This window comes from Pseudarthrobacter oxydans, assembly GCF_030812335.1.
GTDB lineage: Bacteria > Actinomycetota > Actinomycetes > Actinomycetales > Micrococcaceae > Arthrobacter > Arthrobacter oxydans_B.
The window spans coordinates 290,089-316,979 of record NZ_JAUSSN010000004.1; the positions used below are offsets into that span (position 1 = coordinate 290,089).

Genomic DNA, 26,891 nt, shown 5'->3' on the forward strand with positions numbered 1-26,891 from the left:
GCGGTACGGTGGACGTAAACCATGCTGGGGGCAGGGCAGGAAGCTGTTTCCGGTATCCGAATCAGACCGCCACGCAAAGGAACGCCCATGAGCATCCCGCCAGTCCCGCCGTCGAACCCGGACTCCCCGGAGCCGGGCGAAAAGCCGGCCCCCCGCTACGGCCAGAACGCACCCCAGTACGGCGAGCAGCCGCCGTCGGCGCCGCAGTACGGCCAGAACGCGCCGCAGTACGGCGAGCAGCCGCCGTCGGCGCCGCAGTACGGCCAGACCCCGCCGTCCGCGCCCCAGTACGGTCAGGCCCCGTCCGCGCCGCCGTACGGGCAGCAGCCCCAGTACGGGCAGAACCCGCCGCAGTACAACCAGCAGCCCCCGCAGTACGGCCAGTCCCCCTACGCCCAGTTCCCCTCCGAGCAGCCGCAGTCCATGGCTGGCCCGGCAGGCATTCCCAAGCTCGTCAACACGGCCTTCTGGCTCATCGTCGCTGCCGGCGCGGTCTGGGTCCTGTCGCTCCTGATGGCGATCGGCATGGTCGACTCCCCCGAGATGCGGGAAGAGTTTGAAGCGCGGATGGCCGGGAGCGGCGCTGAAATCAGGTTTGAAGACATCAGGGGATTCCTGGTCGGCAGCATCGTGACTTTCGCCGTCATCGGCGCCGGGCTCTACGCGCTCGTGGCCTTCAACGTGCGCAAAGGCAAGAACTGGGCGCGGATCCTCGGGACGGTCTTCGCCGCCCTGTCCATCCTCAGCATCTTCCCGCTGAGCCTGGGCACCCTTGGAGTCCTCCTCGGCATCGCAGGTATTGTGATGCTGTACCTGCCGGCCACGTCGCCGTACTTCGCCAAGCGGCAGCCGTTCGCCAACCCGTACGGGCAACAGGGCGGACCGTACTAAGCGAACCGTACTAAGTCGGCGGTACCAGGCCGCAGGCACCAGCGCAGCGGGCGCGGGAGCCGGACGGGCCGACTGAATCTAGTCGGCATCCTCCGGGTCCTGCGCCCTTTGTGCGTGATAGGCGAGAATCTGCAGTTCGGTGGCCATGTCGACCTTGCGCAGGTTGACCCCGGGCGGCACCTGCAGCATCACCGGGGCGAAGCTGAGGATGCTCCGCACCCCGGCGGCAATGACCCGGTCACAGACGTCCTGCGCCACGGCGGCCGGCAGGGCCAGCACCACCATGTTGGCGCCGGTCCGCTGCAGCACCGGCTCGAGGTCGGCGGCGTCGCTGACACGCAGCCAGCCCACCTCGCTGCCCACCACCATCTGGTCCGCATCGAGGATCGCCACAATTTCGAAGCCCCGGGATTCGAATCCGCCGTACCGGGCCAGCGCCTTGCCCAGGTTGCCGGCACCGACGATGGCTACCTTCCAGTCGCGCGTCAGGCCCAGCGCCGCGGCAATATTCCGGTTGAGGTACTGAACCTCGTAGCCGACGCCGCGGGTCCCGTAGGAGCCGACGTAGGACAGGTCCTTGCGGAGGGTGGAGGAGCTGACACCGGAGGCCTCGGCCAGGGATTCGGACGAGACCCGGTCAATGCCTTCGGCAAGCAGGGTGGTGAGGGCGCGCAGATAAATGGTCAGCCGGGCCACGGCCGCGGGCGGAATCTGCTTGGCGGCAGTCCCTGCTCCCCCGGGCATCGCGTCAGGGGATGAATCCAGCGAAGTCACTATCAGCTCCATCGAGTCGCGTTGTGAGTTCCACTCTAGAGCCCCCGCAGTTCAGCGAACAAAGCAGCGGCCCCGGCGCCTCCCCGCGCCTCAGGCCTGTTGGCCCAGCGCCCGACGCAGCGTCCGCTCCAGCCGGACTTCGTCAATCTTCCAGAAGTCCCGCTGGACGCCGTCCACCAGCACCACGGGGATCTCCTCCGCAAAACGTTCGCGCAGCTCGGCGTCGTCATCTATGGACTGCTCACGCCAGCCGATCCCGAGGCCCTGGGTGACGCGCTCGACGGCGGCGCGCGCCGCCGAGCACAGATGGCAGTCAGCTTTGGTGATGAGGACGACGTCGGGGCTTGGCATGGCTCCACGGTAGCCCGGCGGCCGCTCCCCCGTCGACGCGCCCGACACGTCCGCCTCCGCCGCCGCGTCGACGCGGGCCGTGGGCGGTGACGCGGGCCGTGCCCCGACCTGTCCGCCTCCGCCGAGTGCCGCGGGCCCTGCCCGACATGTCCGCCGCCGCAGCGGGCTCCGCGACGGGAACCGGCCCCGGCGTTGACTAGACTCGTGGCATGCCCGAAAAGAAGTACGCCGTTGTGGTCACCGAGCCTGTTGCTGCACAGCCTGTTGCAGCAGCGCAGCACGGCGAAGCCGCGTTCTTCGACGTCGACAACACCCTCATGCGGGGGGCCAGCCTGTTCCACGTGGCCCGCAAGATGCACCAGCGCGGGGCCTTCACGATTCCTCAGGCGCTCGGCATTGCCTGGAAGCAATTCATGTTCGTGGTGCGCGGCGAGAAGATGGACGACGTCCACGCCGTCCGCGACACCGCCCTGGGCCTGGCCGCCGGTTTCACCGTGGAGGACATCGAGGTCCTCGGCGAAGAGGTTTATGACGAAATGATCGAATCCCGGATCTGGCCGGGGGCCAAGGCGCTGGCCGAGCAGCACCTCCGGGTGGGCCGCAGGGTCTGGCTCGTGACCGCGACGCCGATCGAGGTGGCCACGGTGATCTCCACCAGGCTGGGCCTCACCGGCGCGCTCGGCACGGTGGGCGAAATCCTGGACGGCTCCTACACCGGCCGGCTGGTCGGCGAGATCCTGCACGGCCCCGCCAAGGCAGTGGCCGTCCAAGCAATGGCCAAGGCCGAGGGGCTGGACCTGGCCCGGTGCTGGGCGTACAGCGATTCGCGCAACGACATCCCGCTGCTGAGCATGGTGGGGCACCCCGTGGCCATCAACCCGGATTCCGGGCTCCGCCGCCATGCCCGCGACAACAACTGGCCGGTCTACGACTTCCGTGCCGGACGCCGCGCGGCCACCCTCGGGCTCAAGGCGGCGACCGTCGGTGGGGCCATCTACGGCCTCTGGCGGGGGTTCTCCCGCTTCCGCGGCCCCACGGTCTAACCCCCGCGCGGCTTCTCCCCTGCGCCTCCGGTCCAGAGCCCCGCTTCGGGTCCAGCGCCACGCTGCCCGCTCGGCGCTACGCCTCCAGGCGACCGCTGCGCATCCGGTCCAGCGCTACGCGGATCCGCGTAGCGCACGTCCCAACCCGCGTCGCGTGTCCGAAAGCGCGTCCCCCGCACGACTTCTCCCATGCACTTCCGACTCCGCGCCACGCTGCCCGCTCGGCGCTACGCCTCCGGGCGACCGCTGCGCTTCGGGCTCCGCGCTACGCGGATCCGCGTAGCGCACGTCCCAACGCGCGTCGCGTGTCCAGAAGCGCGACGCCAGTCCGAACCAGGCGCGGCAATTCCAAAGAAAATGCCCGCTGCCGGGAAGGCAACGGGCATTCACATGATGCGAAGTATCTCTACTTCTTATTGCGACGCTGGTGGCGCGTCTTGCGAAGCAGCTTGCGGTGCTTCTTCTTGGCCATACGCTTGCGACGCTTCTTAATAACTGAACCCACGAAAGTTCCTTACCGGCTAGATGCAGTACCTGCCTGTTGGAAAGGGTCCGCGGGCTAAGCAGCAGACTGTACAACGGACAGGTTCTTACAATGACGTAAAACGTTCCTTAACAGGGTACCGCCTATCGGGGGCGCCCCACGACCGCAGGCACCGTGCGGGCCCGCAGATCCTTATTCCGGCCGCAGCAGACGGCGGATGCTCAGCCTGTTTCCGTGTGTCCGTCGACGACAGCACCCTTGAGGTACTGCTCGACGGCAGATTCCGGCACCCGGTAGGAGCGCCCGAAACGGACAGCCGGCATTTCGCCGGAATGAACAAGCCGGTACACGGTCATTTTCGACACGCGCATCACATCCGCGACTTCGGCCACGGTCAAGAAGCGCGCATTGGAGAAGTTAGCCTCCGAAGACATTTCCTTATTCCTTTGCTCAAGCAAACGGCAGCCCCATCTGAACGACATGGCGGTGTGCCGATGCTGAGCCATCAAACAACCATGTGTTAGATACTCTAGGGGCTGATGGTGCCAATGTGAAAGAGTTGCGCGGATCTCCAAGGCCCTGACGCGCAGAATCTGCGGCGCGGCGGGCGCTGCGGAGGCGCGGCCCGCAGTACGGCCTAGCCTCGGGTGCGGCGGACGCGCGCAGAGGCGTCCAGCTGCGCCAGGACCGAGGCCGTGACATCCCACTCCATGCAGGCGTCCGTGACGCTCTGGCCGTAGACCAGATCATCGGTTCCGGCGGCGTGCTCGGCAACGTCGAGGTTTTGCGCCCCGCCGACGAGGAAACTCTCCAGCATGACGCCGGCGATGGCCCCTGCCGAGCTACCGCCGTTCTCCAGCTGCGCGCCGATCTCCAGGGCGACTTCGGCCTGCCGGTGGTGGTTCTTGCCGCTGTTGGCGTGGCTCGCGTCAACGATCAGCCGCGGGTTGAGCTGCTTGGCGGCGAGCTTGGCGGTGGTGGCTTCCACGTCGGGGGCGGAGTAGTTCGGTCCCTTGCGTCCGCCGCGCAGGATGATGTGCGTATCGGGGTTGCCTGCGGTGGAGACCAGGGCGGCCCGTCCCTCGCCGTCGATGCCAAGGAACGCCTGGGCTGCCCCGGCGGCACTGCACGCGTCGAGCGCGACCTGCAGGTCGCCGTCGGTCCCGTTTTTGAACCCGATCGGCATGGATAGCCCGGAGGCCAGCTGGCGGTGGATCTGGCTTTCGGTGGTGCGGGCACCGACGGCGCCCCAGGAGACGAGGTCCGCCATGTACTGCGGGCTGATCGGTTCCAGGAACTCAGTGCCGGCCGGCAGTCCGAGTGCGGTGACCTGCTGCAGGAAGCGGCGCGCGGCGCGCAGTCCGGCGGCGATGTCGTGGCTGCCGTCGAGCCGGGGGTCGTTGATCAGGCCCTTCCAGCCCACCGTGGTGCGGGGCTTTTCGAAGTAGGCCCGCATCACGATCAGCAGGTCTTCCTTGTGCTTCTCGGCCTGGCTGACCAGCCGGCGGGCGTATTCGAGGCCGGCCTTGGGATCATGGATGGAGCAGGGGCCCACAATGACGAGCAGGCGGTCATCGACGCCGTCCATGATCGCGCGGACCTCGTCCCGGCCCCGGGCCACGGTCTCGGCCAGGCGGGTATCCAGCGGCAGCTCCGCGACGATCTCCTGCGGGGTGGGCAGCGGCGTGAACTCGCTGACGCGCAGGTTGGATGTTGACTGCTGGGATTCGGGGGCTGCTTCGATGCTCATGGGGTCCTGTTCCGGGGGTGCGGAGCGGGCCCTGATCAGAACCCGCCGGGAAATGGCGAAGGGCAGAGAATGATCTCTGCCCTGTTGGCTCTGAAGGAAGGTTGGATGCGTGTCAGCTAGACGCGGGCCCCTCCAGAGCCAACGAAAAATACGCATACCAACGGTTTGTCATACGCACACCGTAACTGCACGCCGCCGTCGTCGCAAAATCGCGGCAGTCACATGGCGTATCCGGATCAGCCCAGGAGCTTGCGGAGATACTGCAGCTGCCTGATCCAGTGGTGCTCCTGACCGCCCTCATGGTTGTTGAACCGGTAGACCTCGATCTCCTTGGCGGCCCCGGTGCCCGACGACGCCCCCGCCCCGGTTCCGTAGGCGTTGAAGCTGGCGAACACCGTGGAGGGCGGGCAGACATCGTCCATCAACGCCACCGAGTAGAGGGCAGGCACAGTGGCAGCCCGGGCCAGGTTGACGCCGTCAAAGTAGTTCAACACCGCCAGCATCGGCTCGTACCGGTCCCTGTGCCGGCCCAGGAAGGCCGCGATTTCCGGATAGGGGCCGCGGGGTGCGATGTCGATGGCCCTGGGAAAGTCCTGCAGGAACGGGACGTCGGGCAGCGCGGCGACGACGCCGTCGAGCCGTCCGGCCACGAGCCCGGCCACCGCCACGACAATGCCGCCGCCCTGGCTGATTCCGGCCAAAACAACGCGCGAGGCATCCACCCCGGGATGGGATTGCGCCGCCTCCACCGCACGGAACGCATCAACATATACACGCCGGTAGTAGTAATCCTCGCGGCAGCCGGCACCCCGCGTCATGAGCCCCGCATAGGCCACTTCACCCGCGGACGGGTGGGGGTCCGGAGTCTCACCGAGGACGCCCCCGTAGCCCTGGCCACGGGTGTCCATGGTGAACTGCGCGTAGCCGGCCTGGGCCCATTTCGTGTCCTGGTTGACCAGACCCCGCCCGCCCGAGTAGCCGCAGTACTGCACGACGACCGGCAGCTGCGTGCCAGCCGGCCGGTTCTTCGGCAGGTGCAGCCAGCCTTTGATCGGGGCTCCGCCGTAGCCGGCGAAGCTCACGTCGAAGGTGTCGATGACGGCCAGGTGGTTCTCCACCGGCTCGAACGTGGCCCCGAGCGGCAACGTCCGGGCTTCCTCGAGGGTGGCGTCCCAGAAGTCCTGGAGGTCGGCCGGCTGCGTGGCGTGGGACGTGTAGCCGCGGAGCTGTTCAAGGGGAAGGTCGAAGAGGGGCATGGTGCGGTCCGGTCCTGTCTCGTCTGGATAGCGTTGAAGATCCTACGTCATAGAACTGAACCTGCGGTGCCCCCCAGGGTCAGAGCTGCGAAAAGTCACAACCGGGAGAGTTGCTGGGGGGTGAACGTCTGCAGGCCGTGCGATGCCGCCACCAGACGCCGCAGATCCGTGAGCCCCCCGCTGACCTTACCGGCAGCGCGGGCCTGGACCAGGACATTGCCGACGGCGGTCGCTTCCACTGGCCCTGCCACCACTTTTTTGCCGGTGGCATCGGCCGTGAGTTGGCACAGCAGCTTGTTCTGCGAGCCGCCGCCCACGATATGGACCACGTCCACGGTGCGGCCGGCAAGGCTCTCGGCGGCGATGATGGCCTTGGCGTACCCGGCGGCCAAGCTGTCCATGATGCACCGGGTGATGGTTGCAGGGTCATCCGGCAGGAGGTCCCCGGAGTGGCGGACCGCGGCGCGGATGCGCTCGGGCATGTTGTCCGGGGCGATGAAACAGGAGTCATCCGGATCGATCTGCGGCCCGCCCGGGGGTAGAGCCGCCGCGGCTCGGAGCAGATCGGGGAACCCCAGGGTGACGTCCTCCGAGGCCCAGGTGCGCTGGCATTCGCTGAGCAGCCAGAGGCCGCCCATGTTGCGCAGGTAGCGGATGGTGCCGTCCACGCCGCGTTCGTTGGTGAAATTCGCTGCCCGGCTGGCCTCGGTCAGGACCGGATGCTTCAGCTCCAGCCCCACCAGCGACCACGTGCCGGAGGAGATGTAGGCGAAGTTCCCTTCCTGCGCGGGGACGGCAGCGACGGCGGACGCCGTGTCGTGCGAGCCGACGGCAACCACCTCGGTGCTGGCCGGCAGGCCCAGGCGGGACGCGATCTCCGGCCGCAGGGTCCCGATGGTTTCGCCGGGTTCCACCAGCGGAGGAAACAGCTTTGCGGGCAGTCCCAAGGCGCTCAGGAACTCCGTGGCCCATTCCCCTGCCACCGCACCGAACAGACCGGTGGTGGAGGCATTGGTGGATTCGGTCCGGCGCTCTCCGGTCAGGAGGAACGCGATCAGGTCCGGGATCAGCAGTGCCTGCAGACCGTCCAGGTCCGGCTCGGCGGCCAGCTGGTAGAGGGTATTGAACTGCAGGAACTGCAGCCCCGCGGTGCCGTAGAGGCGGGCCGGGTCCAGTTTCTGGTGCACGGGCGCAACGGCCGCGAGGCAGCGGTCGTCGCGGTAGCTGTACGGCTGGGCGTGAAGCTCGCCGTCGGTGTTGACCAGGCCGTAGTCCACAGCCCAGGTGTCAAGGCCGATGCTCGCGATGGTTTCGTTCCGGGCTGCCGCCACCGTGGCAGCGGCAGCGAGACCTTTGAGAACCTCGCCGAACAGGGCGTCGAAATCCCAGCGGAGGCCGCCGTCGATCTCCACCACACCGTTGGGGAACCGGTGAACCACTTCCAGCTCCACTCCAGAACTGCTCACGCGGCCCAGGATGACGCGGCCGGAGGAGGCCCCGATGTCGACGGCGGCGAATACCGCCCCGGCCGGGGCAGGAGCGGTATTCAAGGCCGTTCCGGTGGTGGTCATCGCAGGAAGGCTGCTGCCACACCGGCGTCCACGGGGATGTGGAGTCCGGTGGTGTGGGACAGTTCGGCGCTGGTGAGGACCGCGGCGGCGTTCGCCACGTTCTCCGGCAGGACCTCGCGCTTGAGCAGCGTGCGCTGGGCGTAGTACTTGCCCAGTTCCTGCTCGTCCACTCCGTAGACTGCGGCGCGCTTGGCGCCCCAGCCGCCGGCGAAGATGCCGGAGCCGCGGACCACGCCGTCGGGGTTGATGCCGTTAACACGGATGCCGTATTCGCCCAGTTCGGCCGCGAGGAGCCGGACCTGGTGCGCCTGGTCAGCCTTGGTGGCGGAGTAGGCGATGTTGTTCGGACCGGCGAAGACCGAGTTCTTGGAGGAGATGTAGACGATGTCCCCACCCATCTCCTGGTCGATCATGACCTTCGCCGCGGCCTTGGAGACCAGGAAGGAGCCCTTGGCCATGACGTTGTGCTGGAGGTCCCAGTCCTTCTCGGTGGTTTCCAGCAGCGGCTTGGAGATCGACAGGCCGGCGTTATTGACCACCAGGTCCAGTCCGCCGAAGGCGAGCACGGCAGCGTCAACGGCGGCGGCCACCTGCGCTTCGTCGGTCACGTCCGCCTGCACACCGATCGCCACGTCCGCGCCGCCGAGCTCCGCCGCGACGGCCTGGGCGTTCGCCAGGTTCAGGTCGGCAATGACTACGCAGGCGCCGTCGGACGCTAACCGGGTGGCGATGGCCTTGCCGATGCCCGACGCCGCGCCGGTGACCAGGGCGATGCGGGAGGCGTGGGACTTGGGCTTGGGCAGCCTGGCGAGCTTGGCTTCCTCGAGGGACCAGTATTCGATCCGGAACTTCTCGGCTTCCTCGATCGGGGCGTAGGCGGAGATGGCCTCGGCGCCGCGCATCACGTTGATGGCGTTGAGGTAGAACTCGCCGGCGACGCGGGCGGTCTGCTTGGTGGCGCCGTAGGAGAACATCCCCACGCCCGGGACCAGGACGATCGCCGGGTCCGCGCCGCGCAGGGCCGGTGAGTCCGGGGTCGCGTGGCGGTCGTAGTAGGCCTGGTAGTCCTCGCGGTAGGCGCTGTGGAGTTCCTTGAGCCGTGCGACGGAGTCCTCGATCGAGGCATCGGCGGGCAGGTCCAGAATCAACGGCTTGACCTTGGTTCGCAGGAAGTGGTCCGGGCAGGAGGTGCCCAGGGCGCCCAGGCGCGGGTGCTCGGTCGCTGCCAGGAAGTCCAGGACGACGGCGTCATCGCTGAAGTGCCCCAGCTGCGGCTTGTCGGTGGACGCCAGCCCCCGGATTACCGGAGCCAGTGCAGCGGCCTTGGCGCGGCGCTCTGTTTCCGGCAGGGCACCGTAGCCGGGCAGCTTCGGCCCGAACGGTTCGTTTTTGCCGTTGTCCTTGATGTACTTCTCGGCCTGTTCGATGATCCACAACGAGTTGCTCTCGGCTTCCTCACTGGTGGCGCCCCACGCTGTGATGCCGTGGCCGCCCAGGATAGTGCCTATGGCCTGCGGGTTGGCGTCCTTGATCGCGGCGATGTCCAGGCCGAGCTGGAAGCCGGGACGGCGCCAGGGAACCCAGAGGACTTTGTTGCCAAAGATTTTAGTGGTCAGGGCTTCGCCGTCCGCGGCGGTGGCAACGGCGATCCCGGAATCCGGGTGCAGGTGGTCCACGTGTGCGGCGCCCACGAGCCCGTGCATGGCGGTGTCGATCGACGGCGCGGCGCCGCCCTTGCCGTGCAGGCAGTAGTCAAAAGCAGCCACCATTTCGTCTTCGCGCTCAACACCCGGGTACACGTTCTTCAGGGCGTTCAGCCGGTCCAGGCGCAGGACAGCAAGGTTCCCGGCCGTCAGCGTGCCGAGGTCCCCGCCGGAGCCCTTGACCCACAGCAGCTGCACGTCCTCGCCGGTCACCGGGTCCTTCTCGGTGCCCTTGGCCGAGGTGTTGCCGCCGGCAAAGTTGGTGTTCCGCTTGTCCGCACCGAGGCGGTTGGAACGGGAAATCAGGTCTTCAACAGTCTTGTTAGTCATTCTCTTATGCGCCCCATCCGGCTTGCTGGCCGCCGACGCGGTCCTCATTGATCTGTTTCTGGTATCCGCTGGCCTTGAAGGCGGCCATCGGGTCCGCGGGCAGGCCGCGGGATTCACGCCAGCCGGCCAGGATGGGGCGGACGTCGGTGTAGAAGGCGTCGTTGAAGACGCCGTTGGCGGCGAGGACATCCCCCTCGCGCTGGGCCTCGCCCAGGGCTGCGGTGTCCACGAGCAAGGCGCGGGCCGTCATTTCCTGGACGTTCAGGACCGAGCGGATCTGGCCCGGGATCTTCTCTTCCAGGTTGTGGCACTGGTCGAGCATGAGGGCCACGTGTGAACTCTCTCCTGCGGACGTGCCGAAGCCGCCGCCGCGGATGACCTCGTACATGATGCGGAACAGCTGGAACGGATCGGCTGCTCCGACGATCAGGTCATCGTCCGCGTAGAAGCGCGAGTTGAAGTCGAAGGAACCGAGCTTGCCCAGGCGCAGCAGCTGCATCACGATGAATTCGATGTTGGTGCCCGGAGCGTGGTGGCCGGTATCGAGGCAGACCATTGCCTTGTCCCCCAGGGCCAGGGTCTGCGCGTAGGAGGTGCCCCAGTCCGGGACGTCGGTGTGGTAGAACGCTGGCTCGAAGAACTTGTACTCCAGCACCAGGCGCTGGTTCTCACCCAGGCCTGCGTAGATCTCCTGCAGGGACTCCGCGAGCCGGTCCTGCCGGCCGCGGAGGTCGTCCTGGCCGGGGTAGTTGGTGCCGTCCGCAAGCCACACCTTCAGATCCTGCGAGCCGGTGGCGTGCATGATCTCGATGCAGTCAAGGTGGTGCGCTATGGCCCGGCGCCGCACCGACTCGTTGGAGGAGGTCAGGGAGCCGAACTTGTACTCGTCATCCTGGAACGTGTTGGAGTTGACGGTGCCCAGGCCGACGCCGAGGCCCGCCGCGTACTCCTTCAGCGCCGCGTAGTCATCCACCTTGTCCCAAGGGATGTGCAGGGCAACGGTGGGAGCGAGCCCGGTCAGCTCGTGCACCTTGGCGGCGTCGGCGATCTTTTCCTGCACGGTCCGCGGGGTGCCCGGCGTGCCGAACACCTTAAAGCGCGTACCTGAATTTCCATAGGCCCACGAAGGGACCTCGATGGCAAGCTCTCCGAGCCTGCCCAGCGCCGTTGCTACGTCATTCATGATGGGATTCTTCCGGTCTGTGTAGCTGCGATTTGGGGTGTGGTGGTGTCGGTGCTGCGGCCCCGATGCTGGAGCCTCGGTGGATCAGCTGGCCGTGGACTCCTCCGCTGCAAGCTGATCGTCAAGATTGAAGACTTCTTCAAGGAGCTGGAACCCTTCGTCGGGTGCCCGATCCGGGTTGTCCGGGTTGTCAAAAAGCGAGGCCATCTCGGCCTGCCAGCGCGCATTCACGCCTGCCAGAGCCATCCGGGCGCGAACAGCGTCGAAATCGTCGCATTCCACGTAGCCGATGAGGAGGCCATCCTCGCCCAGGAAGAGCGAATAGTTGTTCCAGCCCGCGTCCTTCAGGGCCCGCAGCATCTCCGGCCACACGGCAGCATGCCGGCGCCGGTACTCCCCGATCAGCGCTGGTTGGACCGACGAACGGAAACACACCCTCATCTGCGACTCTCCTGAACTTTCCACTCTTTGAATCGTTTCATTGTTACGATTCAAAGTACTCTTGAATACAAGAAGGTGTCAAGCATTCCACCCAATGGACCACGGGGATTTCCTGCACCCGCAGATCAGCACGGAGAATCATGAATCGCTCAGCCAGCATCAAGGACGTCGCCAACCACGCCAGTGTTGCCGTGGGCACGGTCTCCAACGTCCTGAACTACCCCGACAGGGTGTCCCAGCGGACCAAGGAGCGCGTGCTGCGTGCCATTGATGAGCTGGGCTTTGTCCGCAACGACGCCGCCCGCCAGCTCAGGGCCGGCCACAGCAGGACCATCGGGCTGATTGTGCTCGACGTCGGCAACCCGTTCTTCACCTCCGTGGTGAGGGCCGCCGAAGACGCCGCGGCACTCCAGGGCAGTGCAGTGCTGCTGGGCGACAGCGGCCACAACGCCAGCCGTGAATCCAACTACATTGACCTTTTCCAGGAGCAGCGCGTGCAGGGCCTCCTGATCTCTCCCGTGGGTGACGTCACTGAGCGGCTGGATCTGCTCCGCGAACGCGGCATCCCCACCGTGCTGGTGGACCGGCTGGCCGACGAGAACAAGTACAGCTCAGTCTCGGTGGACGACGACGCCGGAGGTTACCTCGCTGCGCGGCACCTGCTGGACACCGGCCGCCGTCGGCTCGCCTTTGTGGGCGGCCCCACGACCATCCGCCAGGTGGCGGACCGCCTCCAGGGTGCGCAGCGGGCCGTGAAGGAAGAGCCGGATGCCACGCTGGAGGTTCTGGATTCCGCCGGGCAGACGGTGCTGGCCGGCCGCGGTGTCGGCAACCTGCTGGTGGAGCGGGGGCGCGGGGAGCTGCCGGACGGCATCTTCTGCGCCAACGACCTCCTGGCCCTGGGCGTGATGCAGTCCCTGACAATGACCCACACCCTGAGGATTCCCGAAGATATTGCGCTGATCGGTTACGACGACATCGATTTCGCCGTCTCAGCAGTGGTACCGCTCTCCTCCATTCGCCAGCCCACCGAGGCGCTGGGACGCACCGCCATCGAACTGCTGGCGGAGGAACTTGAATCGAACAACCCGGGGCACCGGGCAGTCATTTTCACTCCGGAACTGGTGGTGCGCCAGAGCACCGGTCCGGCGCGGAGCACCTCCGCCGGCTAGGTCCTGCCGCCTAATCGACTCCCGCAATTTTCTCTTGTCAGTTCATTCAAACAGTGGGAATCTGCTGGGAGGAGAGAGGTTCGTGAGTTCAGTGACACAAAGCCCTGAGATCGACGGCGTCGCCGTCGATGAACTTCAGACATCCTTTCGGGGCGACCTGGTCCGGCCGGGCGATGCTGGTTACGACGAGCACCGCAAAATATGGAACGGATCGATTGACCGCCGTCCCGCACTCATAGCGCGTTGCACCGGCGTCGCAGACGTGCAGGCTGCCATCCGGTTCGCGCGCTCGCAGGACCTGTTGGCCGCCGTGCGCGGGGGCGGACACAGCTTCCCCGGCTTGTCCGTCTGCGACGACGGCATGGTCATCGATCTCGCGCCGATGAAGGGCGTCCAGGTGGACCCCGAGACGCGGATAGCCCGTGTCCAGGCGGGCGTGCTGCTTGGCGAACTCGACCTCGAGACGCAGGCGTTCGGCTTGGCTGTCCCGTCAGGGATTGTCACCCACACCGGGGTTGCAGGGTTGACGCTGGGCGGCGGCATTGGCTGGGTCATGCGCAAATACGGACTCTCGATCGATCAGCTGCGGTCCGTGGAGGTGGTCACCGCCGACGGCGACCTGGTCAGGGCGAGCGAGAACGAGAACGCGGACCTCTTCTGGGGCGTGCGGGGTGGTGGCGGGAACTTCGGCATCGTCACCGGCTTCGAGTTCCGGCTGAATCCCGTGGGCCCGGACGTTATGGCGGGCCCCGTCTTCTGGGCGATGGAAGATGCCCCGGAAGTGCTCCGCTTTTACCGGGACTGGATCGCGGATTGCCCCGACGAGCTCATGACCATCGCGGTGCAGCGGCGGGCCCCGGCGCTGCCCATCGTCCCTCCGGACCTGGTGGGCAAGCTCGTCATCGGGGTCACCGCCTGCTACGCGGGACCGGTCGAGGACGGCGAACGGGCCCTGCGGCCACTCAAGGAATTCGGTTCGCCCGTGCTCGATTTTTGCCGGCCCAAGCCGTTCCTGGAGCATCAGAAGACGTTTGATCCGTCGTTCCCGCACGGCTGGCATTACTACGTCAGGTCCTGTGACGTCGCAGCCCTCAGCGACGAGGTCATCGACATCGTGGTGGAGCACGGCAGGCGCATCACTTCGCCCGTCACCAGCATCGCCCTATGGCAAATGGGCGGGGCGGTGGGGCGCATCGACGACGAAGCCACGGCATTCAACGGTCGCAACGCCGGGTTTACCTTCAACATCAATGGCAACAGCAAGACCGCCGAGGGTTTCGATGCTGAACGCCGGTGGGCCCGTGACTACTGGACCGCCCTGGCACCCCACCACACCAGCGTCTACGTGAACTTCCTCATGGAAGAGGGTGAGGGGCGGGTCAGGCAGGCCTACGGAGCCGCCAAATACGAGAAGCTCAAGACCCTCAAGCGCAAGTACGACCCGACCAACTTCTTCAGCCTCAACCAAAACATCAAGCCCGGCTGACGACGTCTTCATGGACCGGAGAACGTCATGCCCGGGAACCTGCGGCCCTGGCGGCAAGGACGGCAACCGGGCCGTTCCGCCGGGAATGCGACGAGTCACCGCTAGATTTTCTCCACTCTGAGGTTCCGGTAGGCCGCCTTAAGCGGAGCCATCTGCCGGAACCCGAGGCGCCCGCCGGCCAGCACACTGTCCGACTGGTCCGTCCACTCAAAAAGTGTCAGCCCGTTGATGGAGAAGGCCACCTGCGGGCCGTCCTTCACCACTGCCATCCGGTAGAAATCCAGCGCATCCTCGGTGGGCGGCAGGGGATCGGCGCCTTGGGCCACCAGTTCAAAGCCGGCGCTTTTCCGGAGGTTGCAGGTGCGGAAGGCCCGCTCGGACGCGTGCTTGTGGCGGAAGTAGGACACGTGCAGCGCATCGATGTCGCCGGGGTGATACTGCGGGTAGTAGCCCGTCCGCGCTGCGAGCCCGGGCGAAAACAGGTCACGGCCGCCCTGCCCTTCAGCCGCAAAGAACACCATGGCCAGCCCCGGCTCAGCGAGGGGCAGGAACTCCCAGCTGATCCGGATGCCGTCCGGGAACTCCACGGGACACCAGAAGGTCCAGTGCGCGTGGTCCCCGAACTCTTCGTCGTGAAGGGACCCGGACAGCTCCAATGCACCGTCGCGGCTGCCCACGTTCAACGGCCCCTCGGGCACCCAGTCCGCCACGTCCGCGGGGCCGGCGAGCGGGTTGTTGTACAGCAGCTCGCCGCCGGCGTGCGCCGCGCCCACCTAGCCCCGCACCCCCGCCGCCGTACCCGCCGCCGTCGTACGCCCCGCCGTCATGCCGTCCGGGGAGTCCGAACGGCCCGGGAAGCCCAGCCGCAGCAGCTGCGCGGCGACTTCTGCCGCCACCAGGGAGGCACCACTCTGGGAGAAGTGCGTGTTGTCCGCTAGCCCGGCCGGCCAGAAAGCGTGCTCGCCCGGGCCGAAATGGCAGAACAGGGACTTCGATTCCTCAACCCCGAGCTCCACATACCGCGCGCGCGTCCAGGAGTTAAGGTCAATGAAGGGCAGCCGCAGCTCGAGCGCGATCTCACGGACAACCTCCGGGTAGTCCTCCAGGCTCTCCTCAAGGACGCCGTGTGGGCCGGTGCCGTCCAGGAAGTGCCGGCGCTCCACCGAGGTGCAGAGCACCGGCCCGGCGCCCAGGGCACGGACCTCCGCCACCATGGTGCGCAGGTTGGCCGTGTAGCCGGTCCTGGCCGCGAGGTGGGCCTTCTTCTGGTCGTTGTGCCCGAACTGGATCAGGACGAGGTCGCCAGCCTCCGCGGTTTCCAGGAGCTGCCCCCACAGCCCCTCCGCCCGGAAGGACTCCGTGCTGGCGCCGCCCTTGGCGAAGTTGTGTACGGCCGCCCACGAGTACACATGCTGGGGCAGTTGCGCACCCCATCCACTCATGGGGTACTCGTTAGTGGGACAGTTGGCCACGGTGGAATCTCCGGCGAGCAGGATTTTCATGTTGTGCTTTCTGGTGGTCGGGGCAGCTCAGGGCGTGGATGCGGGCGGTCAGCCCTTGACGGAGCCGATGAGCATGCCTTTGGCGAAGTGTTTTTGCAGGAAGGGGTAGAAGATCAGGATGGGCAGGGTGGCGACGACGATCACCGCGAACTTGATGCCCTGTACCGGCGGGATGTAGTTCGGGTCCACGTTTCCGGTGCCGAGCAGGTCCGAGGACGCGGTGACCTGGCGCAGGTACATCTGCAGGGTCCACTTCGAGTTATCGGACAGGTACAGCAGGGGCGACATGAAGTCGTTCCAGATCCCGACGGCGTAGAAGCGGGCAAACGTTGCCAGCACGGTTTGGAGAGCGGCAGCAGGATGCGCCAGAGGATCCCCACTTCGGTGGCGCCGTCCATCTTGGCGGATTCCTCCAGCTCGACGGGGAGCTCCTGGAAGAAGTTCTTGATGATGATCAGGCTGAACGGGTTGATCGCCGCTGGAAGGATCAGCGCCCAGTAGCTGTTGAGCAGGCCCAGGTCCTTGACCAGCAGGAACGTGGGGATCATGCCGCGGTCAGGATCAGCTGCACCACGGTACCCACCACAGTGACGAGCACGGTGGTGACCAGTGCCCGGATGAACGCCGGGGTGGAGAAGATGTATTCGTAAGCGCCGAGGCTGAACTGCTCCGGCCCGACGAAGAAGGCCCGCCGGGTGATCTCCGCTTCGGTGGCGAACGAGCCCGCGAAGACGTAGACGAACGGCAGCAGGGTGATGACGCCGATCAGGCTCAGGAAAACGTAGTTGGCGGCGTCGAAGATCCGCCCGCCGGTGGTGTTGTGAATCTTCATTAGAACAGTCCGCTCTGGTTGAGTCGCTTGGCCAGGGCGTTGGTGCCGAAGATCAGCACGATGCCCACCAGTGACTTGAACAGTCCCACTGCCGTCGAGTAGCTGGTGGCGCCCTGGGTGATGCCCACGAAGTACACATAGGTATCAAAGACGTCGGCCACGGACCGGTTAAGGGCGTTGGATTTCAGGATCCACGCAGGAACGTGGACTTTCACACCGTCCGGCTAATTCCTGCAAGGAAGCTGAGAAACCGCTACCGGAGATCAGGCTAGCTCTTGGGCCCGCTCCGGTCGCGGGCTTCGGCGCAGTATTTTCGCCCTGGACTCGGTAAGCAGCCGTGCGGCCGCGCCGCGTAGGTACAGTGCCGCATTATTCACCGCGTCCTCCTCGTCGGGAGCGCCGGACTCCCATCTTGCACAGTCCAGCAGTTGGGCGGCGGCAGTCACGCCGTGCAGTGCCAACTCCTCGTCCGAAACCAGGATTCGGCCCGCCAGCACAAGAACAGGAACGCCGTGCACCCTGGCGGTGTGTGCGAGAGCGATGGGCGCTTTGCCCTCGAGCGACTGCACGTCCAAGGACCCTTCACCCGTTATTACCAGGTCGGCGTCCATGAGTTCTCTGGCCAGGCCGGTGAGCTCCGCGACCAGAGCGAAACCGCTTTCCATCGAGGCGTTGGCAAAGGTCAGGAACGGTGCCGGGAACCCGCCGGCCGCTCCGGCGCCGGGAATGTCGGTCTCGCGGTGGTCCGCCATGCCCAGCACAGCGGCCCAGTTGCGCAGCCCCGAGTCCAGCAGGCTGACGTCGCCAGGGGTGGCGCCTTTTTGAGGAGCGAAGACATGGGCGGCACCGTTTGGTCCGTGAAGCGGGTTCCGGACGTCGACAGCGAGACGAAGACTTATCCCTGCCAATCGTGAATCCAAGCCCGAGGCCTCCACGGCTGCCACTTCGGAGAGCCCGTCGCCGCCGAGGGGCACGTCGCGGCCTTTGCTATCAAGCACGCTCAGCCCGAGGGCACGTATTGCGCCCATACCTCCGTCCGTCATGGCCGATCCGCCCAGACAGACGATGACTTCTGCCGCGCCTGCGTCCAACGCGGCCGTGATCAGCTGACCGCAGCCGTAGCTGTGCGCACGCAGCGCATTCCGCGAAGACCTCGGCATGTGTTCAAGGCCCGAAGCCCGGGCGGTTTCGATCAACGCGCTGATTGCACCCGACGCGTCCTTCCGTAACGCCCACTCTGCGTTGATGGGCTCCCCGATTGGACCGACGACGGTAGTGAGCCTTTTCTCAAAGCCCGCGCGATACGCCGCCTCCAGCGTGCCCTCGCCGCCGTCGGCGATGGGCAATTCGATAATCGTCGACTCGGGGTACACGCGTCTGACGCCTTCGGCGACGGCGGAGGCCGCCTCACTCGCAGTGAGTGAACCCTTGAATTTATCGGGTGCGACCAGAACTCGCATTTCCAGCCTTCTCTCTGTCCTCGGGGGCACGACCTGCCTCGCCGCCTTCACGACCAGAGGACGTCCGGGCATCGGCAGCGTGGCACGCCGTCAAGGCACTCACGCGTACCGCGGGGCCGGGAAGTACCTCAGGCGCCCAGCCCCCGGGTGGGGAACTCCGCAGTGCCCTCTATACGTAGGGCAGCACGAGCCGTGCATATCGTTCCTTGACGGTTTCCAGGACGGTGTTGCCGTCGGCGTCCCAGATCTCCTGGTTGAAGATTTCCACTTCGATGTCGCCGGTGTAGCCGGCATCGCGGACCCAGGTGCCGATCGCCTGGAAGTCAATGACGCCGTCGCCCATGTATCCCCGGGACAGCAGGGCGTCGGCGGCGATAGGCATGTTGAAGTCACAGACCTGGTAGGAAGCGAGCCGGTGTTCGCGGCCGGCGCGCTCGATCTGTGCCTTCAGTTCCGGGTCCCACCAGACATGGAACGTATCCACCGCAACACCCACAGCCTCCGCCGCAAATGGAACAGCGAGGTCCAGAGCCTGTCCCAGGGTGGACACCAGGGCTCGGTCCGCAGCGTACATCGGGTGCAGCGGCTCGAGCACCAGCCGGACCCCGTTTTCCTCGGCGAACGGGACAAGGTCGGCGAGACGGTCGGCCACACGCCGACGGGCCGCCACGACGTCCCGCTCCCCCGGTGCAAGTCCGCCGACCACCAGGAAGAGTTCCCGGGTGTCCAGCGCCACGGCTTCGAGGATCGCCGCGCGGTTGTCCGCCAGGGCGGCTGCCTGGCCTTCGGCGTCGGGCGCGGTCAGGAAGCCTCCCCGGCAGAGCGACGAGACCCGAAGGCCAGCGTCCTTGATGAGCTTGGCTGCCTTGTCCAGGCCGGCCTCTTCAACCCGGTCCCGCCAAGGTCCGATCGCGGGGATCCCGGCGGCGACGCACCCTTCAACGGCCTGGGCCAGCGTCCACTTCTTGGTCGTGGCGCTGTTCAGTGACAAGCGCGAAAAATCGGTCATGCTCCCACTCCGTTGATGCGCAGGTAGTCGGACATCCGGAACGCGGCCAGCGCCGGGTCCTTCAACAGCCCTGCCTGGTCGGCGAGTTCGAACGTCTTGGCCAGATGGCACACGGAGCGGCCGGAGTGCAGTCCGCCCACCATCTGGAAGCCGGGCTGCCGACCGTTGAGCCAGGACATAAAGGCGATGCCGGTCTTGTAGTAGAACGTGGGGGCACTGAAGATGTGCTTGCCCAGTTCGCGGGTGGAGTCGAGGATGTCCCGCGCCTTTGCGGCGTCGCCCGCGTCGTAGTGCTGAAGGGCAACGGAGGCCGCGGGGTAGATGGCTGCGAAGATGCCCAGCAGGGCGTCGGAGTGGTGGTTTCCGTCGCCGTGAATTAGTTCCGGGTAGTTGAAGTCGTCGCCCGTGTAAAGGCGGACGCCTTCGGGGAGGGCTGCGCGGAGGGCAGTCTCATGGCTGGCATCAAGCAGCGATACCTTGACGCCGTCCACCTTGTCCGCGTTGTCGCGGATCAGTGAGAGGAACGTCCCGGTGGCCCGGGCGATGTCATCACTGCCCCAGTAGCCGGCCAGCGCAGGATCAAACATAGTGCCCAGCCAGTGCAGGATGACCGGCTGGTCCACTTCCTGGAGCAGGGTGGAGTACACCTTCAGGTAATCGTCCGGACCGTCCGCAACCCTGGCCAGCGCCCGGGAGGACATCAGGATGATTTTGGGCCCGGCTTCGCTGACGACGGCGATCTGCTCACGGTAGGCGTTGAGGACTGCCTTCAGCCCGTCCTCGCCACTGGGCAATGTCTCCATGTCCAGCTGGTCGGTTCCTGCACCGCAGGAGACAAGGTCCCGGACGGTCTTTCCGGCCGTGGCAGCGTTGCTCGAGGCGACCACAGAGGCCGCTTCCACGCCCGTGAGCTTGATCAGCTGCTGGGTAGCGGCCCAGTCAAGGCCCATGCCCCGCTGAGCCGTATCCATGGCGTCGGCAACGCCGAGACCGTAAGACCACAGTTCATGCCGGTAGGCCATGGTGGCGTCCCAGTCGAGGCGGGCCGGGGCGCCCGGTGTGTTGTCCGCCAGAACTTCGGGAATGACGTGCGCGGCGGCGTACGCGCGCCGGGATGTGAGAGGTGCGGTGGGGCGCGGCCAGCTCGTGCGGCCCTGCACCCGGTATTCCCGGGTGCCGCCGTCTTCGGTGGGAAGAATTAGCGACGTCATCAGAGCGTGATCTCCGGGATTTCGATGGTGCGGCGCTCGTCGTTGGACTGCAGGCCGAGCTCCGCGAGCTGGACACCACGGGCCGCGGAGAGCAGACCGAAGCGGTGCTCGCGGCCGGCGACGACATCGCGGAGGAATTCCTCCCACTGCAGCTTAAAGCCGTTATCCAGGTCCGCGTTCGCGGGGACTTCCTGCCACTGGCTGCGGAAGGATTCCGTGACCGGCAGGTCCGGGTTCCAGACAGGTTTGGGCGTGTGGGCGCGCTGCTGCGCGACACACTTGTTCAGGCCGGCGACGGCGGAGCCGTGCGTGCCGTCGATCTGGAATTCCACAAGTTCGTCGCGATAGACGCGCACGGCCCAGGACGAGTTGATCTGCCCGACAACCTGGTCGCCGCCTGGGGTTTCGAGTTCGAAGGTGCCGTACGAGGCGTCATCGGCGGTAGCCGCGTATTCCTTGCCAGCTTCGTCCCAGCGGGCCGGGATGTGGGTCGCAGTCTTGGCGCTGACGCTCTTGACCTTGCCGATGATGCCTTCCAGGACATAGTTCCAGTGGCAGAACATGTCGGTGGTCATTCCGCCGCCGTCCTCCTTGCGGTAATTCCAGGACGGGCGCTGGGCAGCCTGCACGTCGCCCTCGAAGACCCAGTACCCGAATTCGCCGCGGATGGACAGAATGCGGCCGAAGAACCCTTCGTCCACCAGCCGGCGAAGCTTGACCAGTCCCGGCAGGTACAGCTTGTCGTGCACAACGCCGGCCGTGACGCCGGATTCCTTGCCGATGCGCGCCAGCTCGATGGCTTCCTCCAGCGTTTCAGCAGTGGGCTTCTCGGTGAAAATGTGTTTGCCCGCCAGCATGGCCTTCTTGAGGGTGGCCGCACGCAGGCTGGTCATGGATGCATCGAAGATAACGTCGACGCTGGGATCGTTGATGACGGAATCGAGATCGGTGGTCCATTCCGCGACCTTGTGCAGCTCAGCGAGCTCACGGATCTTGGCTTCATTCCGGCCCACCAGGATGGGTTCCACCTGGACGCGGGTCCCGTCCTCCAGCGTGAATCCGCCGGCATCGCGGATGGGAAGAATCGAACGCAGCAGGTGCTGGCGGTACCCCATCCGCCCGGTAATGCCGTTCATGGCGATGCGGATCGTCTTTGTTTCGAAGCCCATGAGTCCCTCTTCAGGTGATAAGTGATTTTCGGATGCGGAAAGCGCATTCCCGTGCATTCAGCATGCCCTGAGGATGCGCAATTGGCAAGCGCTTTCCCAAACAAGTTGTGACTGGCATAATTGAGTCTTGCCGAGGCTACCCGAGGCTGAGTCCCCTGAAGAGGAGTTGTCCGTGAGTGCAAGTACCCTGTCCGAAGTGGCGAGACTGGCCGGGGTCTCCCCCGCCACCGCCTCCCGGGTACTCAATGGTTCCGCCAGGACACCGGGGCCCGAAATCGCTGAACGCGTCCGGCAGGCGGCAGCCTCACTCTCCTACGTGCCGAACGCCCAGGCGCAGGGGCTGGTGAAATCCAAATCCGGCCTCATCGGCTTGATTGTGCACGACATCGCCGACCCCTACTTCTCCGCAATCGCCCGCGGCGTGCAGGCTGCTGCCCGCGAGCAGGGCAAAATGCTCCTGCTGGCCACCACCAACGGCACGCCCGCCGAGGAGTGCGTCGCGGTGGCCGCCTTCGCCGCGCGCCGGGCTGACTCAATTGTGATTGCCGGGTCACGCTCTATCCGGCCGGAAGACAAGAACAGCAATGCGGAACTGTCCGCAGAACTCGACCGTTACTGCCGGAATGGCGGCCGGGTCGGCGTTATGGGACACCCGGTTGTCGGGGCTTCTGCGCATGAGTGTTATCACGTCGTAAACGTTCCCAACGAGGAGCTCGCCGCAGAGCTCGTCGGGAAACTGGCGAAGATCCACTCCGGGACCTTCCTGATCCTGGGTGGCCCTGAAGGCCTACTGACGTCGGACGATCGAATCCGGGGTTACCAGCGCGGTCTGAAAGCAGCCGGGCTGCCGCCGGCTGAGATCGTGCGCACCGGATTTGATCGAGCAGGCGGTTACGATGCAGGCCTCTCGCTTGCCAAACGGATCCTGGGCGGCGCACGCCATCGACATGGAGTGCCGCAGGGAGCAGAGGCCCGTCCCTGCATTCTTGCCGTCAACGATGTGATGGCCATCGGCGCCGTGGCGGCGCTTCGGTCTGAAGGATTGCGGATCCCCCGCGACACGCTGATCGCAGGCTTCGACGATATCGAGACCCTCCGGGACTTCCGTCCGGCTCTTTCCACGGTGCATCTTCCCCTTGAGGATTTTGGCAGGCTCGCGGCGCTGGGCGGCACCTCCGGAGGGTCAGCGGACAATGAAGCGGAGGCCGGCACAACTCCCGCCGGCCGAGTTATGCTGCGTCGAAGCACCGAAACACGAGCCTTGTCACAAACCTAGGGAGCCCGGCAACTCATGCGCCGTCGCCCCGCCAGCGTTTAGCTGATGCGGCATCCTTCACCTCTGCCGCCGACGGGCTAACTTGCAAGGCATTTTCTGCTTCCGGGGGCAGTCAGCCCGCGGCGTGCCTGGAGTTCCTCCACAGCAGGAAGCCAATGGCCGCTGCCGCCAGCATCGCCAAGGCCCCTGTGACTGTCAGACCCGTACGGACGCCGAACTGTTCGGTGAGCCAGCCCGCCAGCAGGCCCCCCACCGCATGACCGCCCAGCAGCAGCGGAAGGTATAGAGCCATCACCCGGCCGCGGATCTCGGGGCCGGCTTCCAGCTGGACGGCAGTGGCCGCAGTCGTCAGGAAGAGGAGCGCCATCATGCCCACCACGACGAGCATCACGGTGAAAAGAACCAGCGTGGGCATTAGGGCGGCAATCAGCTGGGAAAGCCCAAAAAGGCCCGCCGCGGCCACAATCCCCTTTCGGCCCAGATTCCCGAGCCGGGCGGCCAGCAAGGCACCGGCCAGAGCGCCAACGGCGCTCACGGTATTGAACATGCCAAAGCCGGCTACCCCGTTGTGCCAGACGCGTTCGGCGAACGCCGCCAGGACCACCGGGCCGTTCATGCCGAACGCCCCGAGCAGCCCGGCCAGCGCAATGATAAGAAGCAGCGACGGCCTGTCGCGGATGTACCGGAAGCCGGCGAGGAGCTGGCCGCGGCCCTTGGCTGCAGGGCTGTTTGCGTGCAGGAGCCCGGGCCGGATGCCAACGATCATGCCAAGCACCAGCAGGCCCAAAAAGGCGTTGGAGGCGAAAGCGGCGGCGGATCCGGCGTGGGCGATGACCACGCCGCCCAGGGCGGGCCCTGCCATGGCTCCGAGCTGGCCCATGGCGTTGTTGAGGCCGATGGCGGGGCGGAGGCCGGCGTCGCCCACTACTTCATTGACAAGCACCTGCCGGGCGGGCCCGTCAATGGCGGACGTTATGCCGAGCGCTATGCAGCTGCCATAGACGACCCACACCGTGATTCCGCCACTGGCATCCCAAGCGGCCAGGCCAATGGCCAAGATGACAATCACGGACTGGCAGACCATCATGAGGCTGCGTTTGGGGAAGATATCCACCAGCAGTCCGCTCAGGGGTCCGACGACCAGCATGGGGAGGAACTGCAGGGCGACGGCGATGCCAACGGCGGCGGGGCTGCCCGTAAGCTGCAGCACCAGCCAGTCCTGGGCCAGGCGCTGCATCCACACGCCCATGCTGCCGGTAAATGTCATGCCCAGATACAGGCGGTAGTTTTGCTGCGTCAGCGGGTGATGCCAGCGGACCGGCGGCTGAAGTGTGCGAAGGGATTCTGCGGACTGTGGGCTGTCGGAAGACACGACGGGGCTCAACTCGCTAGTGACGGAAGGGCTAGTGACGGGGGCTGGAATTGCTACGCGCGGGTGGCCCGCATCTTGACCGCAGCAGCGGCCAGGATCAGCATGCCGGGTACCACAACGAAGAGCGCGACGAGCATCCAGACAAAGACGACGGCGGCGAGCAACGCCGCGACCAGCAGGAGGGAACCGGTCCAGTCGCGGAGCGACAGCGATGTGGCGATGTTCCAGGCGTGGGCCCAGGGAACGGCGGCCGTTTTGGCTGAGCCCGTTCCGGCGCCCTTCGCCGGTCCGGGAAAGTCGGACCAGGCGGCCGTGGTGCGCAGGAGCAGGACCGCGCCGGTGGCGGCCAGGATGAGCGTGGCCGGAAGGACCACTGTGTTGCCCGGCAACTGCCCGACTGTTGCCAGCAACAAGTTCAGGATGATCACGACGGCGGCTGCCGCCGTCGTGATTCCTAGTCTCCAACTGCCCCGCAGGGCAGCACGGAAGGTGGTCCAGAGGGAACGGACGGAATCGTCGCGTCCGGAAAGGTGCCGTTCCAGGTGGGCGATCCCCGCCGCATACGCGGCGGGGATCGTGACCAGCGGTATGGACAGCGCCAGCACGACCAGCCCGGCAAGCATGGTCTCGGAGAACAGGGCAAACCCGTTGACCGGAATGCGGTCCTTCTCGCCGGATGCGGGTTTGGCGCTGTCCATCACGTTCATTTCCTCTCTCCGTCTTCAGCCATCGTCAGCCTTTGAGGCCTTGGGTGGAGACGCCCTCGACGATGTAGCGCTGGAAGACGAGGAAGAAGATCAGGACCGGGAGAAGGGCCAGGACGGACATGGCGATCATGGCTCCGTAGTCCGAGGACTGGGTTTGGTCCACGAAGAGGCGCAGGGCCAGGGGGAGCGGGTATTTTTCCGGGGTGTTGAGGTAGAGCAGCGGGCCCAGGAAGTCGTTCCAGCTCCAGATGAAGGAGAAGATCGAGGTGGAGATCAGGGCCGGTTTCATCAGCGGGAGCATGATGGCGGTGAAGATCCGTACGTGGCCGGCGCCGTCGATGCGGGCTGCTTCGTCGAGTTCGGCCGGGAGGTTGCGCATGAACTGGACCATGAGGAAGACGAAGAACGCGTCAGCGGCGAGGAACTTGCCGATCAGCAGCGGGACGTAGGTGTCGACCAGGCCCAGCTGCTGGAAGACGATGTATTGCGGGATGATCACGACGTGGAAGGGCAGGAGGAGGGTGGCGATCATCATGCCGAAGAGGATGCTCCGGCCGGGGAATTTGATCCGGGCGAAGGCGTAGGCCGAGACGCTGGCGGAGAGGATGGTGCCGATGACGGCGCCGAGCGCCAGGACCAGGGAGTTGGTGAAGAACGTCAGGGTCGAGACGCCGCCGATCCCGTCCATGGCGGTGAGGAAGTTATCGAAGCTGAAGTTGTTGGACCACAGAGAGGTGTTGGCGCCGCCGATCTCGGAGTTCGGTTTGAAGGCTGAGGCCACCATCCACAGTGCCGGGTAGAGCACCACGCAGGTCAGGGCGAGTGTCACGGCGTGGAAGATGCCGCTCTTGGTGCGTTTGGCGGCCACGGATTCTGACTTGGGGTTGTAGTCGGCCTGTTCGATGTCCGGGACCGGCCGGGTGGGGGTTGCTGTGGTTGTCATTTCGAATCACCGCTGTAGTGGACCCAGGATTTGGAGGTTTTGAAGAAGATCATGGTGATGATGCCGACGACGATCAGCAGGAGCCAGGCCATCGCCGAGGCGTAGCCCATCCGGAAGTCGCTGAAGCCCCGCAGGTACAGGTAAAGGGTGTAGAAGAGGGTGGAGCCGGCCGGGCCGCCTTCACCGTTGGAGATGATGTAGGCGGAGGCGAAGATCTGGAACGCGTGGATGGTTTCCATCAGGAGGTTGAAGAAGACCACCGGGGAGAGCATGGGCCAGGTGATGTTGAGGAACTTCCGGACCGGGCCGGCGCCGTCCATGGACGCCGCTTCATACAGGTCGGCCGGGATCTGTTTGAGGCCGGCGAGGAAGATCACCATGGGTGCGCCGAACTGCCAGACGGTCAGCAGGATCATCATGGGCATGGTCATGGTGGGGTTGCCCACCCAGCCGCCGAGGTTGATCCCGAAGAAGGACAGGCCCTGGTCCACCGGGCCGGCGTCGCCGAACATGGCCTTCCAGACGATGGCGATGGAAACGGACGCCCCGATCAGGGAGGGGGCGTAGAACGCGGAGCGGTAGAAGCCCTGGCCGCGGCGCTTGCTGTTCAGCAGCATGGCGATGGCCAGGGCCGCTGCGAGCTTGAGCGGGGTACCGAAGACCACGTAGGACAGGGTCACCCCTACCGACTGCAGGAACCGTTCGTCCTGGAAGAGGGTGATGTAGTTATCCAGCCCGATCCACTTGGGCGGTTCGAAGAGGTTGTAGTTGGTGAAGGAAAGGTACAGCGAGGAGATCATCGGGCCTACGGTCAGGGCGATGAATCCGAGCAGCCAGGGCAGCAGGAAGGTGTAGCCGGCGCGGGCGTCCGCCCCGCTCCGCTTTGATTTACGCGGAGCGGGAGCGGACGGCGACGTCGAACGCCTGCTCAGGGTTGGGCTTTGAGTCACGAGTTCAATCCGTCAGTCGGGAGCG

28 protein-coding genes and 1 pseudogene are annotated in these 26,891 nt (G+C 65.9%); 5 read left to right on the forward strand and 24 right to left on the reverse strand.

What is annotated here, in order from left to right:
* Positions 1-87 precede the first annotated feature (87 nt).
* Positions 88-891 (forward strand): hypothetical protein, encoded by an 804-nt coding sequence (locus J2W14_RS08870; RefSeq protein ID WP_307461332.1) that lies wholly within the window; start codon positions 88-90, stop codon positions 889-891.
* Positions 892-969: 78 nt separating this feature from the next.
* Here J2W14_RS08870 and J2W14_RS08875 read toward each other — a convergent pair whose 3' ends face one another.
* Together J2W14_RS08875 and J2W14_RS08880 are read right to left on the reverse strand one after the other, a co-directional pair.
* The gene (locus J2W14_RS08875; RefSeq protein ID WP_307461334.1) at positions 970-1,665 is read right to left on the reverse strand and encodes a redox-sensing transcriptional repressor Rex; all 696 of its coding nucleotides are present in this window, start codon (positions 1,663-1,665) and stop codon (positions 970-972) included.
* 90 nt (positions 1,666-1,755) lie between these two features.
* Positions 1,756-2,016 (reverse strand): glutaredoxin family protein, encoded by a 261-nt coding sequence (locus J2W14_RS08880; protein ID WP_307461336.1) that lies wholly within the window; start codon positions 2,014-2,016, stop codon positions 1,756-1,758.
* 209 nt (positions 2,017-2,225) lie between these two features.
* Between J2W14_RS08880 and J2W14_RS08885 the strand changes: the two genes are divergently transcribed.
* Positions 2,226-3,059, forward strand: a complete 834-nt coding sequence (locus J2W14_RS08885) for an HAD family hydrolase (RefSeq protein ID WP_307461338.1) — start codon at positions 2,226-2,228, stop codon at positions 3,057-3,059.
* 406 nt (positions 3,060-3,465) lie between these two features.
* Here J2W14_RS08885 and J2W14_RS08890 read toward each other — a convergent pair whose 3' ends face one another.
* From J2W14_RS08890 to J2W14_RS08925, 8 genes are all read right to left on the reverse strand, one after another.
* Positions 3,466-3,564, reverse strand: a complete 99-nt coding sequence (locus J2W14_RS08890) for a 30S ribosomal protein bS22 (protein ID WP_003792170.1) — start codon at positions 3,562-3,564, stop codon at positions 3,466-3,468.
* A gap of 200 nt (positions 3,565-3,764) precedes the next feature.
* On the reverse strand, positions 3,765-3,977 hold the full coding sequence (locus J2W14_RS08895; RefSeq protein WP_307461340.1) for a helix-turn-helix domain-containing protein: 213 nt from the start codon (positions 3,975-3,977) through the stop codon (positions 3,765-3,767).
* Positions 3,978-4,180: 203 nt separating this feature from the next.
* Positions 4,181-5,293 (reverse strand): 3-deoxy-7-phosphoheptulonate synthase, encoded by a 1,113-nt coding sequence (locus tag J2W14_RS08900; protein ID WP_307461342.1) that lies wholly within the window; start codon positions 5,291-5,293, stop codon positions 4,181-4,183.
* A 236-nt stretch (positions 5,294-5,529) separates the two neighbouring features.
* On the reverse strand, positions 5,530-6,549 hold the full coding sequence (locus tag J2W14_RS08905) for an acetylxylan esterase (protein WP_307461344.1): 1,020 nt from the start codon (positions 6,547-6,549) through the stop codon (positions 5,530-5,532).
* A gap of 95 nt (positions 6,550-6,644) precedes the next feature.
* A complete protein-coding gene (locus J2W14_RS08910) occupies positions 6,645-8,120 on the reverse strand; it encodes a rhamnulokinase (protein ID WP_307461346.1) in 1,476 nt (491 codons plus the stop codon).
* Complete coding sequence (locus J2W14_RS08915; RefSeq protein WP_307461349.1) at positions 8,117-10,153, reverse strand: bifunctional aldolase/short-chain dehydrogenase; 2,037 nt, start codon at positions 10,151-10,153, stop codon at positions 8,117-8,119. The genes J2W14_RS08910 and J2W14_RS08915 overlap by 4 nt, the downstream gene beginning before the upstream one ends.
* A gap of 4 nt (positions 10,154-10,157) precedes the next feature.
* Positions 10,158-11,336 carry an L-rhamnose isomerase gene (rhaI, locus tag J2W14_RS08920; RefSeq protein ID WP_307461351.1) on the reverse strand — a complete coding sequence of 393 codons (1,179 nt, stop codon included), beginning with the start codon at positions 11,334-11,336 and terminating at the stop codon, positions 10,158-10,160.
* An 84-nt stretch (positions 11,337-11,420) separates the two neighbouring features.
* The gene (locus J2W14_RS08925) at positions 11,421-11,777 is read right to left on the reverse strand and encodes an L-rhamnose mutarotase (protein WP_307461606.1); all 357 of its coding nucleotides are present in this window, start codon (positions 11,775-11,777) and stop codon (positions 11,421-11,423) included.
* A gap of 140 nt (positions 11,778-11,917) precedes the next feature.
* On the opposite strand from J2W14_RS08925, the gene J2W14_RS08930 reads away from it, so the two are divergent.
* A complete protein-coding gene (locus J2W14_RS08930) occupies positions 11,918-12,949 on the forward strand; it encodes a LacI family DNA-binding transcriptional regulator (protein WP_307461354.1) in 1,032 nt (343 codons plus the stop codon).
* Between the two features lie 82 nt (positions 12,950-13,031).
* Positions 13,032-14,435 (forward strand): FAD-binding oxidoreductase, encoded by a 1,404-nt coding sequence (locus tag J2W14_RS08935; RefSeq protein ID WP_307461355.1) that lies wholly within the window; start codon positions 13,032-13,034, stop codon positions 14,433-14,435.
* 101 nt (positions 14,436-14,536) lie between these two features.
* On the opposite strand, the gene J2W14_RS08940 is transcribed toward J2W14_RS08935, so the two are convergent.
* The 10 genes and pseudogenes from J2W14_RS08940 to J2W14_RS08985 form a co-directional block, all read right to left on the reverse strand.
* Positions 14,537-15,208, reverse strand: a complete 672-nt coding sequence (locus tag J2W14_RS08940; RefSeq protein ID WP_307461358.1) for a DUF1961 family protein — start codon at positions 15,206-15,208, stop codon at positions 14,537-14,539.
* A complete protein-coding gene (locus J2W14_RS08945; RefSeq protein ID WP_307461360.1) occupies positions 15,209-15,937 on the reverse strand; it encodes a rhamnogalacturonan acetylesterase in 729 nt (242 codons plus the stop codon).
* 48 nt (positions 15,938-15,985) lie between these two features.
* Positions 15,986-16,276, reverse strand: coding sequence for an ABC transporter permease subunit (locus tag J2W14_RS08950; protein ID WP_307461621.1), 291 nt, complete (start codon positions 16,274-16,276; stop codon positions 15,986-15,988).
* Between the two features lie 59 nt (positions 16,277-16,335).
* Positions 16,336-16,485: pseudogene (locus J2W14_RS08955) on the reverse strand (ABC transporter permease); the annotation flags it as partial.
* A complete protein-coding gene (locus J2W14_RS08960) occupies positions 16,482-16,769 on the reverse strand; it encodes a hypothetical protein (protein ID WP_307461361.1) in 288 nt (95 codons plus the stop codon). The pseudogene J2W14_RS08955 and the gene J2W14_RS08960, both read right to left, overlap by 4 nt.
* Positions 16,769-16,984 carry a hypothetical protein gene (locus J2W14_RS08965; RefSeq protein ID WP_307461363.1) on the reverse strand — a complete coding sequence of 72 codons (216 nt, stop codon included), beginning with the start codon at positions 16,982-16,984 and terminating at the stop codon, positions 16,769-16,771. The genes J2W14_RS08960 and J2W14_RS08965 overlap by 1 nt, the downstream gene beginning before the upstream one ends.
* A 48-nt stretch (positions 16,985-17,032) precedes the next feature.
* Positions 17,033-18,229 carry a glycerate kinase gene (locus J2W14_RS08970; RefSeq protein ID WP_307461365.1) on the reverse strand — a complete coding sequence of 399 codons (1,197 nt, stop codon included), beginning with the start codon at positions 18,227-18,229 and terminating at the stop codon, positions 17,033-17,035.
* 169 nt (positions 18,230-18,398) lie between these two features.
* Positions 18,399-19,238 (reverse strand): sugar phosphate isomerase/epimerase family protein, encoded by an 840-nt coding sequence (locus tag J2W14_RS08975; RefSeq protein ID WP_307461368.1) that lies wholly within the window; start codon positions 19,236-19,238, stop codon positions 18,399-18,401.
* Complete coding sequence (locus J2W14_RS08980) at positions 19,235-20,449, reverse strand: dihydrodipicolinate synthase family protein (protein ID WP_307461370.1); 1,215 nt, start codon at positions 20,447-20,449, stop codon at positions 19,235-19,237. The genes J2W14_RS08975 and J2W14_RS08980 overlap by 4 nt, the downstream gene beginning before the upstream one ends.
* The gene (locus J2W14_RS08985; protein ID WP_307461372.1) at positions 20,449-21,618 is read right to left on the reverse strand and encodes a Gfo/Idh/MocA family protein; all 1,170 of its coding nucleotides are present in this window, start codon (positions 21,616-21,618) and stop codon (positions 20,449-20,451) included. Before J2W14_RS08985 ends, J2W14_RS08980 begins: the two co-directional genes overlap by 1 nt.
* A gap of 172 nt (positions 21,619-21,790) precedes the next feature.
* Here J2W14_RS08985 and J2W14_RS08990 point away from each other — a divergent pair, with 172 nt between their 5' ends.
* The gene (locus tag J2W14_RS08990) at positions 21,791-22,894 is read left to right on the forward strand and encodes a LacI family DNA-binding transcriptional regulator (protein WP_307461374.1); all 1,104 of its coding nucleotides are present in this window, start codon (positions 21,791-21,793) and stop codon (positions 22,892-22,894) included.
* A gap of 112 nt (positions 22,895-23,006) precedes the next feature.
* Here the strand turns inward: J2W14_RS08990 and J2W14_RS08995 are convergent, their stop codons facing one another.
* From J2W14_RS08995 to J2W14_RS09010, 4 genes are read right to left on the reverse strand one after another with little or no spacing between them, the layout of a single operon-like run.
* Entirely contained in the window at positions 23,007-24,266 is a 1,260-nt protein-coding gene (locus tag J2W14_RS08995) for an MFS transporter (protein ID WP_307461377.1), read from the reverse strand.
* A gap of 53 nt (positions 24,267-24,319) precedes the next feature.
* Positions 24,320-24,973 (reverse strand): Poxvirus protein I5, encoded by a 654-nt coding sequence (locus J2W14_RS09000; protein ID WP_307461379.1) that lies wholly within the window; start codon positions 24,971-24,973, stop codon positions 24,320-24,322.
* Positions 24,974-24,998: 25 nt separating this feature from the next.
* Positions 24,999-25,916, reverse strand: coding sequence for a carbohydrate ABC transporter permease (locus J2W14_RS09005; RefSeq protein WP_307461381.1), 918 nt, complete (start codon positions 25,914-25,916; stop codon positions 24,999-25,001).
* Positions 25,913-26,866, reverse strand: coding sequence for a carbohydrate ABC transporter permease (locus J2W14_RS09010; protein ID WP_307461383.1), 954 nt, complete (start codon positions 26,864-26,866; stop codon positions 25,913-25,915). Before J2W14_RS09010 ends, J2W14_RS09005 begins: the two co-directional genes overlap by 4 nt.
* Positions 26,867-26,891: the final 25 nt, after the last annotated feature.

Coding starts and splice junctions, on each gene's coding strand:
- J2W14_RS08880 (WP_307461336.1), bottom strand. CDS start 2,016: ATGCCAAGCCCCGACGTCGTCCTCATCACCAAAGCTGACTGCCATCTG.
- J2W14_RS08930 (WP_307461354.1), top strand. CDS start 11,918: ATGAATCGCTCAGCCAGCATCAAGGACGTCGCCAACCACGCCAGTGTT.
- J2W14_RS08870 (WP_307461332.1), top strand. CDS start 88: ATGAGCATCCCGCCAGTCCCGCCGTCGAACCCGGACTCCCCGGAGCCG.
- J2W14_RS08905 (WP_307461344.1), bottom strand. CDS start 6,549: ATGCCCCTCTTCGACCTTCCCCTTGAACAGCTCCGCGGCTACACGTCC.
- J2W14_RS09005 (WP_307461381.1), bottom strand. CDS start 25,916: ATGACAACCACAGCAACCCCCACCCGGCCGGTCCCGGACATCGAACAG.
- J2W14_RS08915 (WP_307461349.1), bottom strand. CDS start 10,153: ATGACTAACAAGACTGTTGAAGACCTGATTTCCCGTTCCAACCGCCTC.
- J2W14_RS08975 (WP_307461368.1), bottom strand. CDS start 19,238: ATGACCGATTTTTCGCGCTTGTCACTGAACAGCGCCACGACCAAGAAG.
- J2W14_RS08885 (WP_307461338.1), top strand. CDS start 2,226: ATGCCCGAAAAGAAGTACGCCGTTGTGGTCACCGAGCCTGTTGCTGCA.
- J2W14_RS08980 (WP_307461370.1), bottom strand. CDS start 20,449: ATGACGTCGCTAATTCTTCCCACCGAAGACGGCGGCACCCGGGAATAC.
- J2W14_RS09000 (WP_307461379.1), bottom strand. CDS start 24,973: ATGAACGTGATGGACAGCGCCAAACCCGCATCCGGCGAGAAGGACCGC.
- J2W14_RS08900 (WP_307461342.1), bottom strand. CDS start 5,293: ATGAGCATCGAAGCAGCCCCCGAATCCCAGCAGTCAACATCCAACCTG.
- J2W14_RS08895 (WP_307461340.1), bottom strand. CDS start 3,977: ATGTCTTCGGAGGCTAACTTCTCCAATGCGCGCTTCTTGACCGTGGCC.
- J2W14_RS08945 (WP_307461360.1), bottom strand. CDS start 15,937: ATGAAAATCCTGCTCGCCGGAGATTCCACCGTGGCCAACTGTCCCACT.
- J2W14_RS08985 (WP_307461372.1), bottom strand. CDS start 21,618: ATGGGCTTCGAAACAAAGACGATCCGCATCGCCATGAACGGCATTACC.
- J2W14_RS08970 (WP_307461365.1), bottom strand. CDS start 18,229: ATGCGAGTTCTGGTCGCACCCGATAAATTCAAGGGTTCACTCACTGCG.
- J2W14_RS08910 (WP_307461346.1), bottom strand. CDS start 8,120: ATGACCACCACCGGAACGGCCTTGAATACCGCTCCTGCCCCGGCCGGG.
- rhaI (WP_307461351.1), bottom strand. CDS start 11,336: ATGAATGACGTAGCAACGGCGCTGGGCAGGCTCGGAGAGCTTGCCATC.
- J2W14_RS08925 (WP_307461606.1), bottom strand. CDS start 11,777: ATGAGGGTGTGTTTCCGTTCGTCGGTCCAACCAGCGCTGATCGGGGAG.
- J2W14_RS08960 (WP_307461361.1), bottom strand. CDS start 16,769: ATGAAGATTCACAACACCACCGGCGGGCGGATCTTCGACGCCGCCAAC.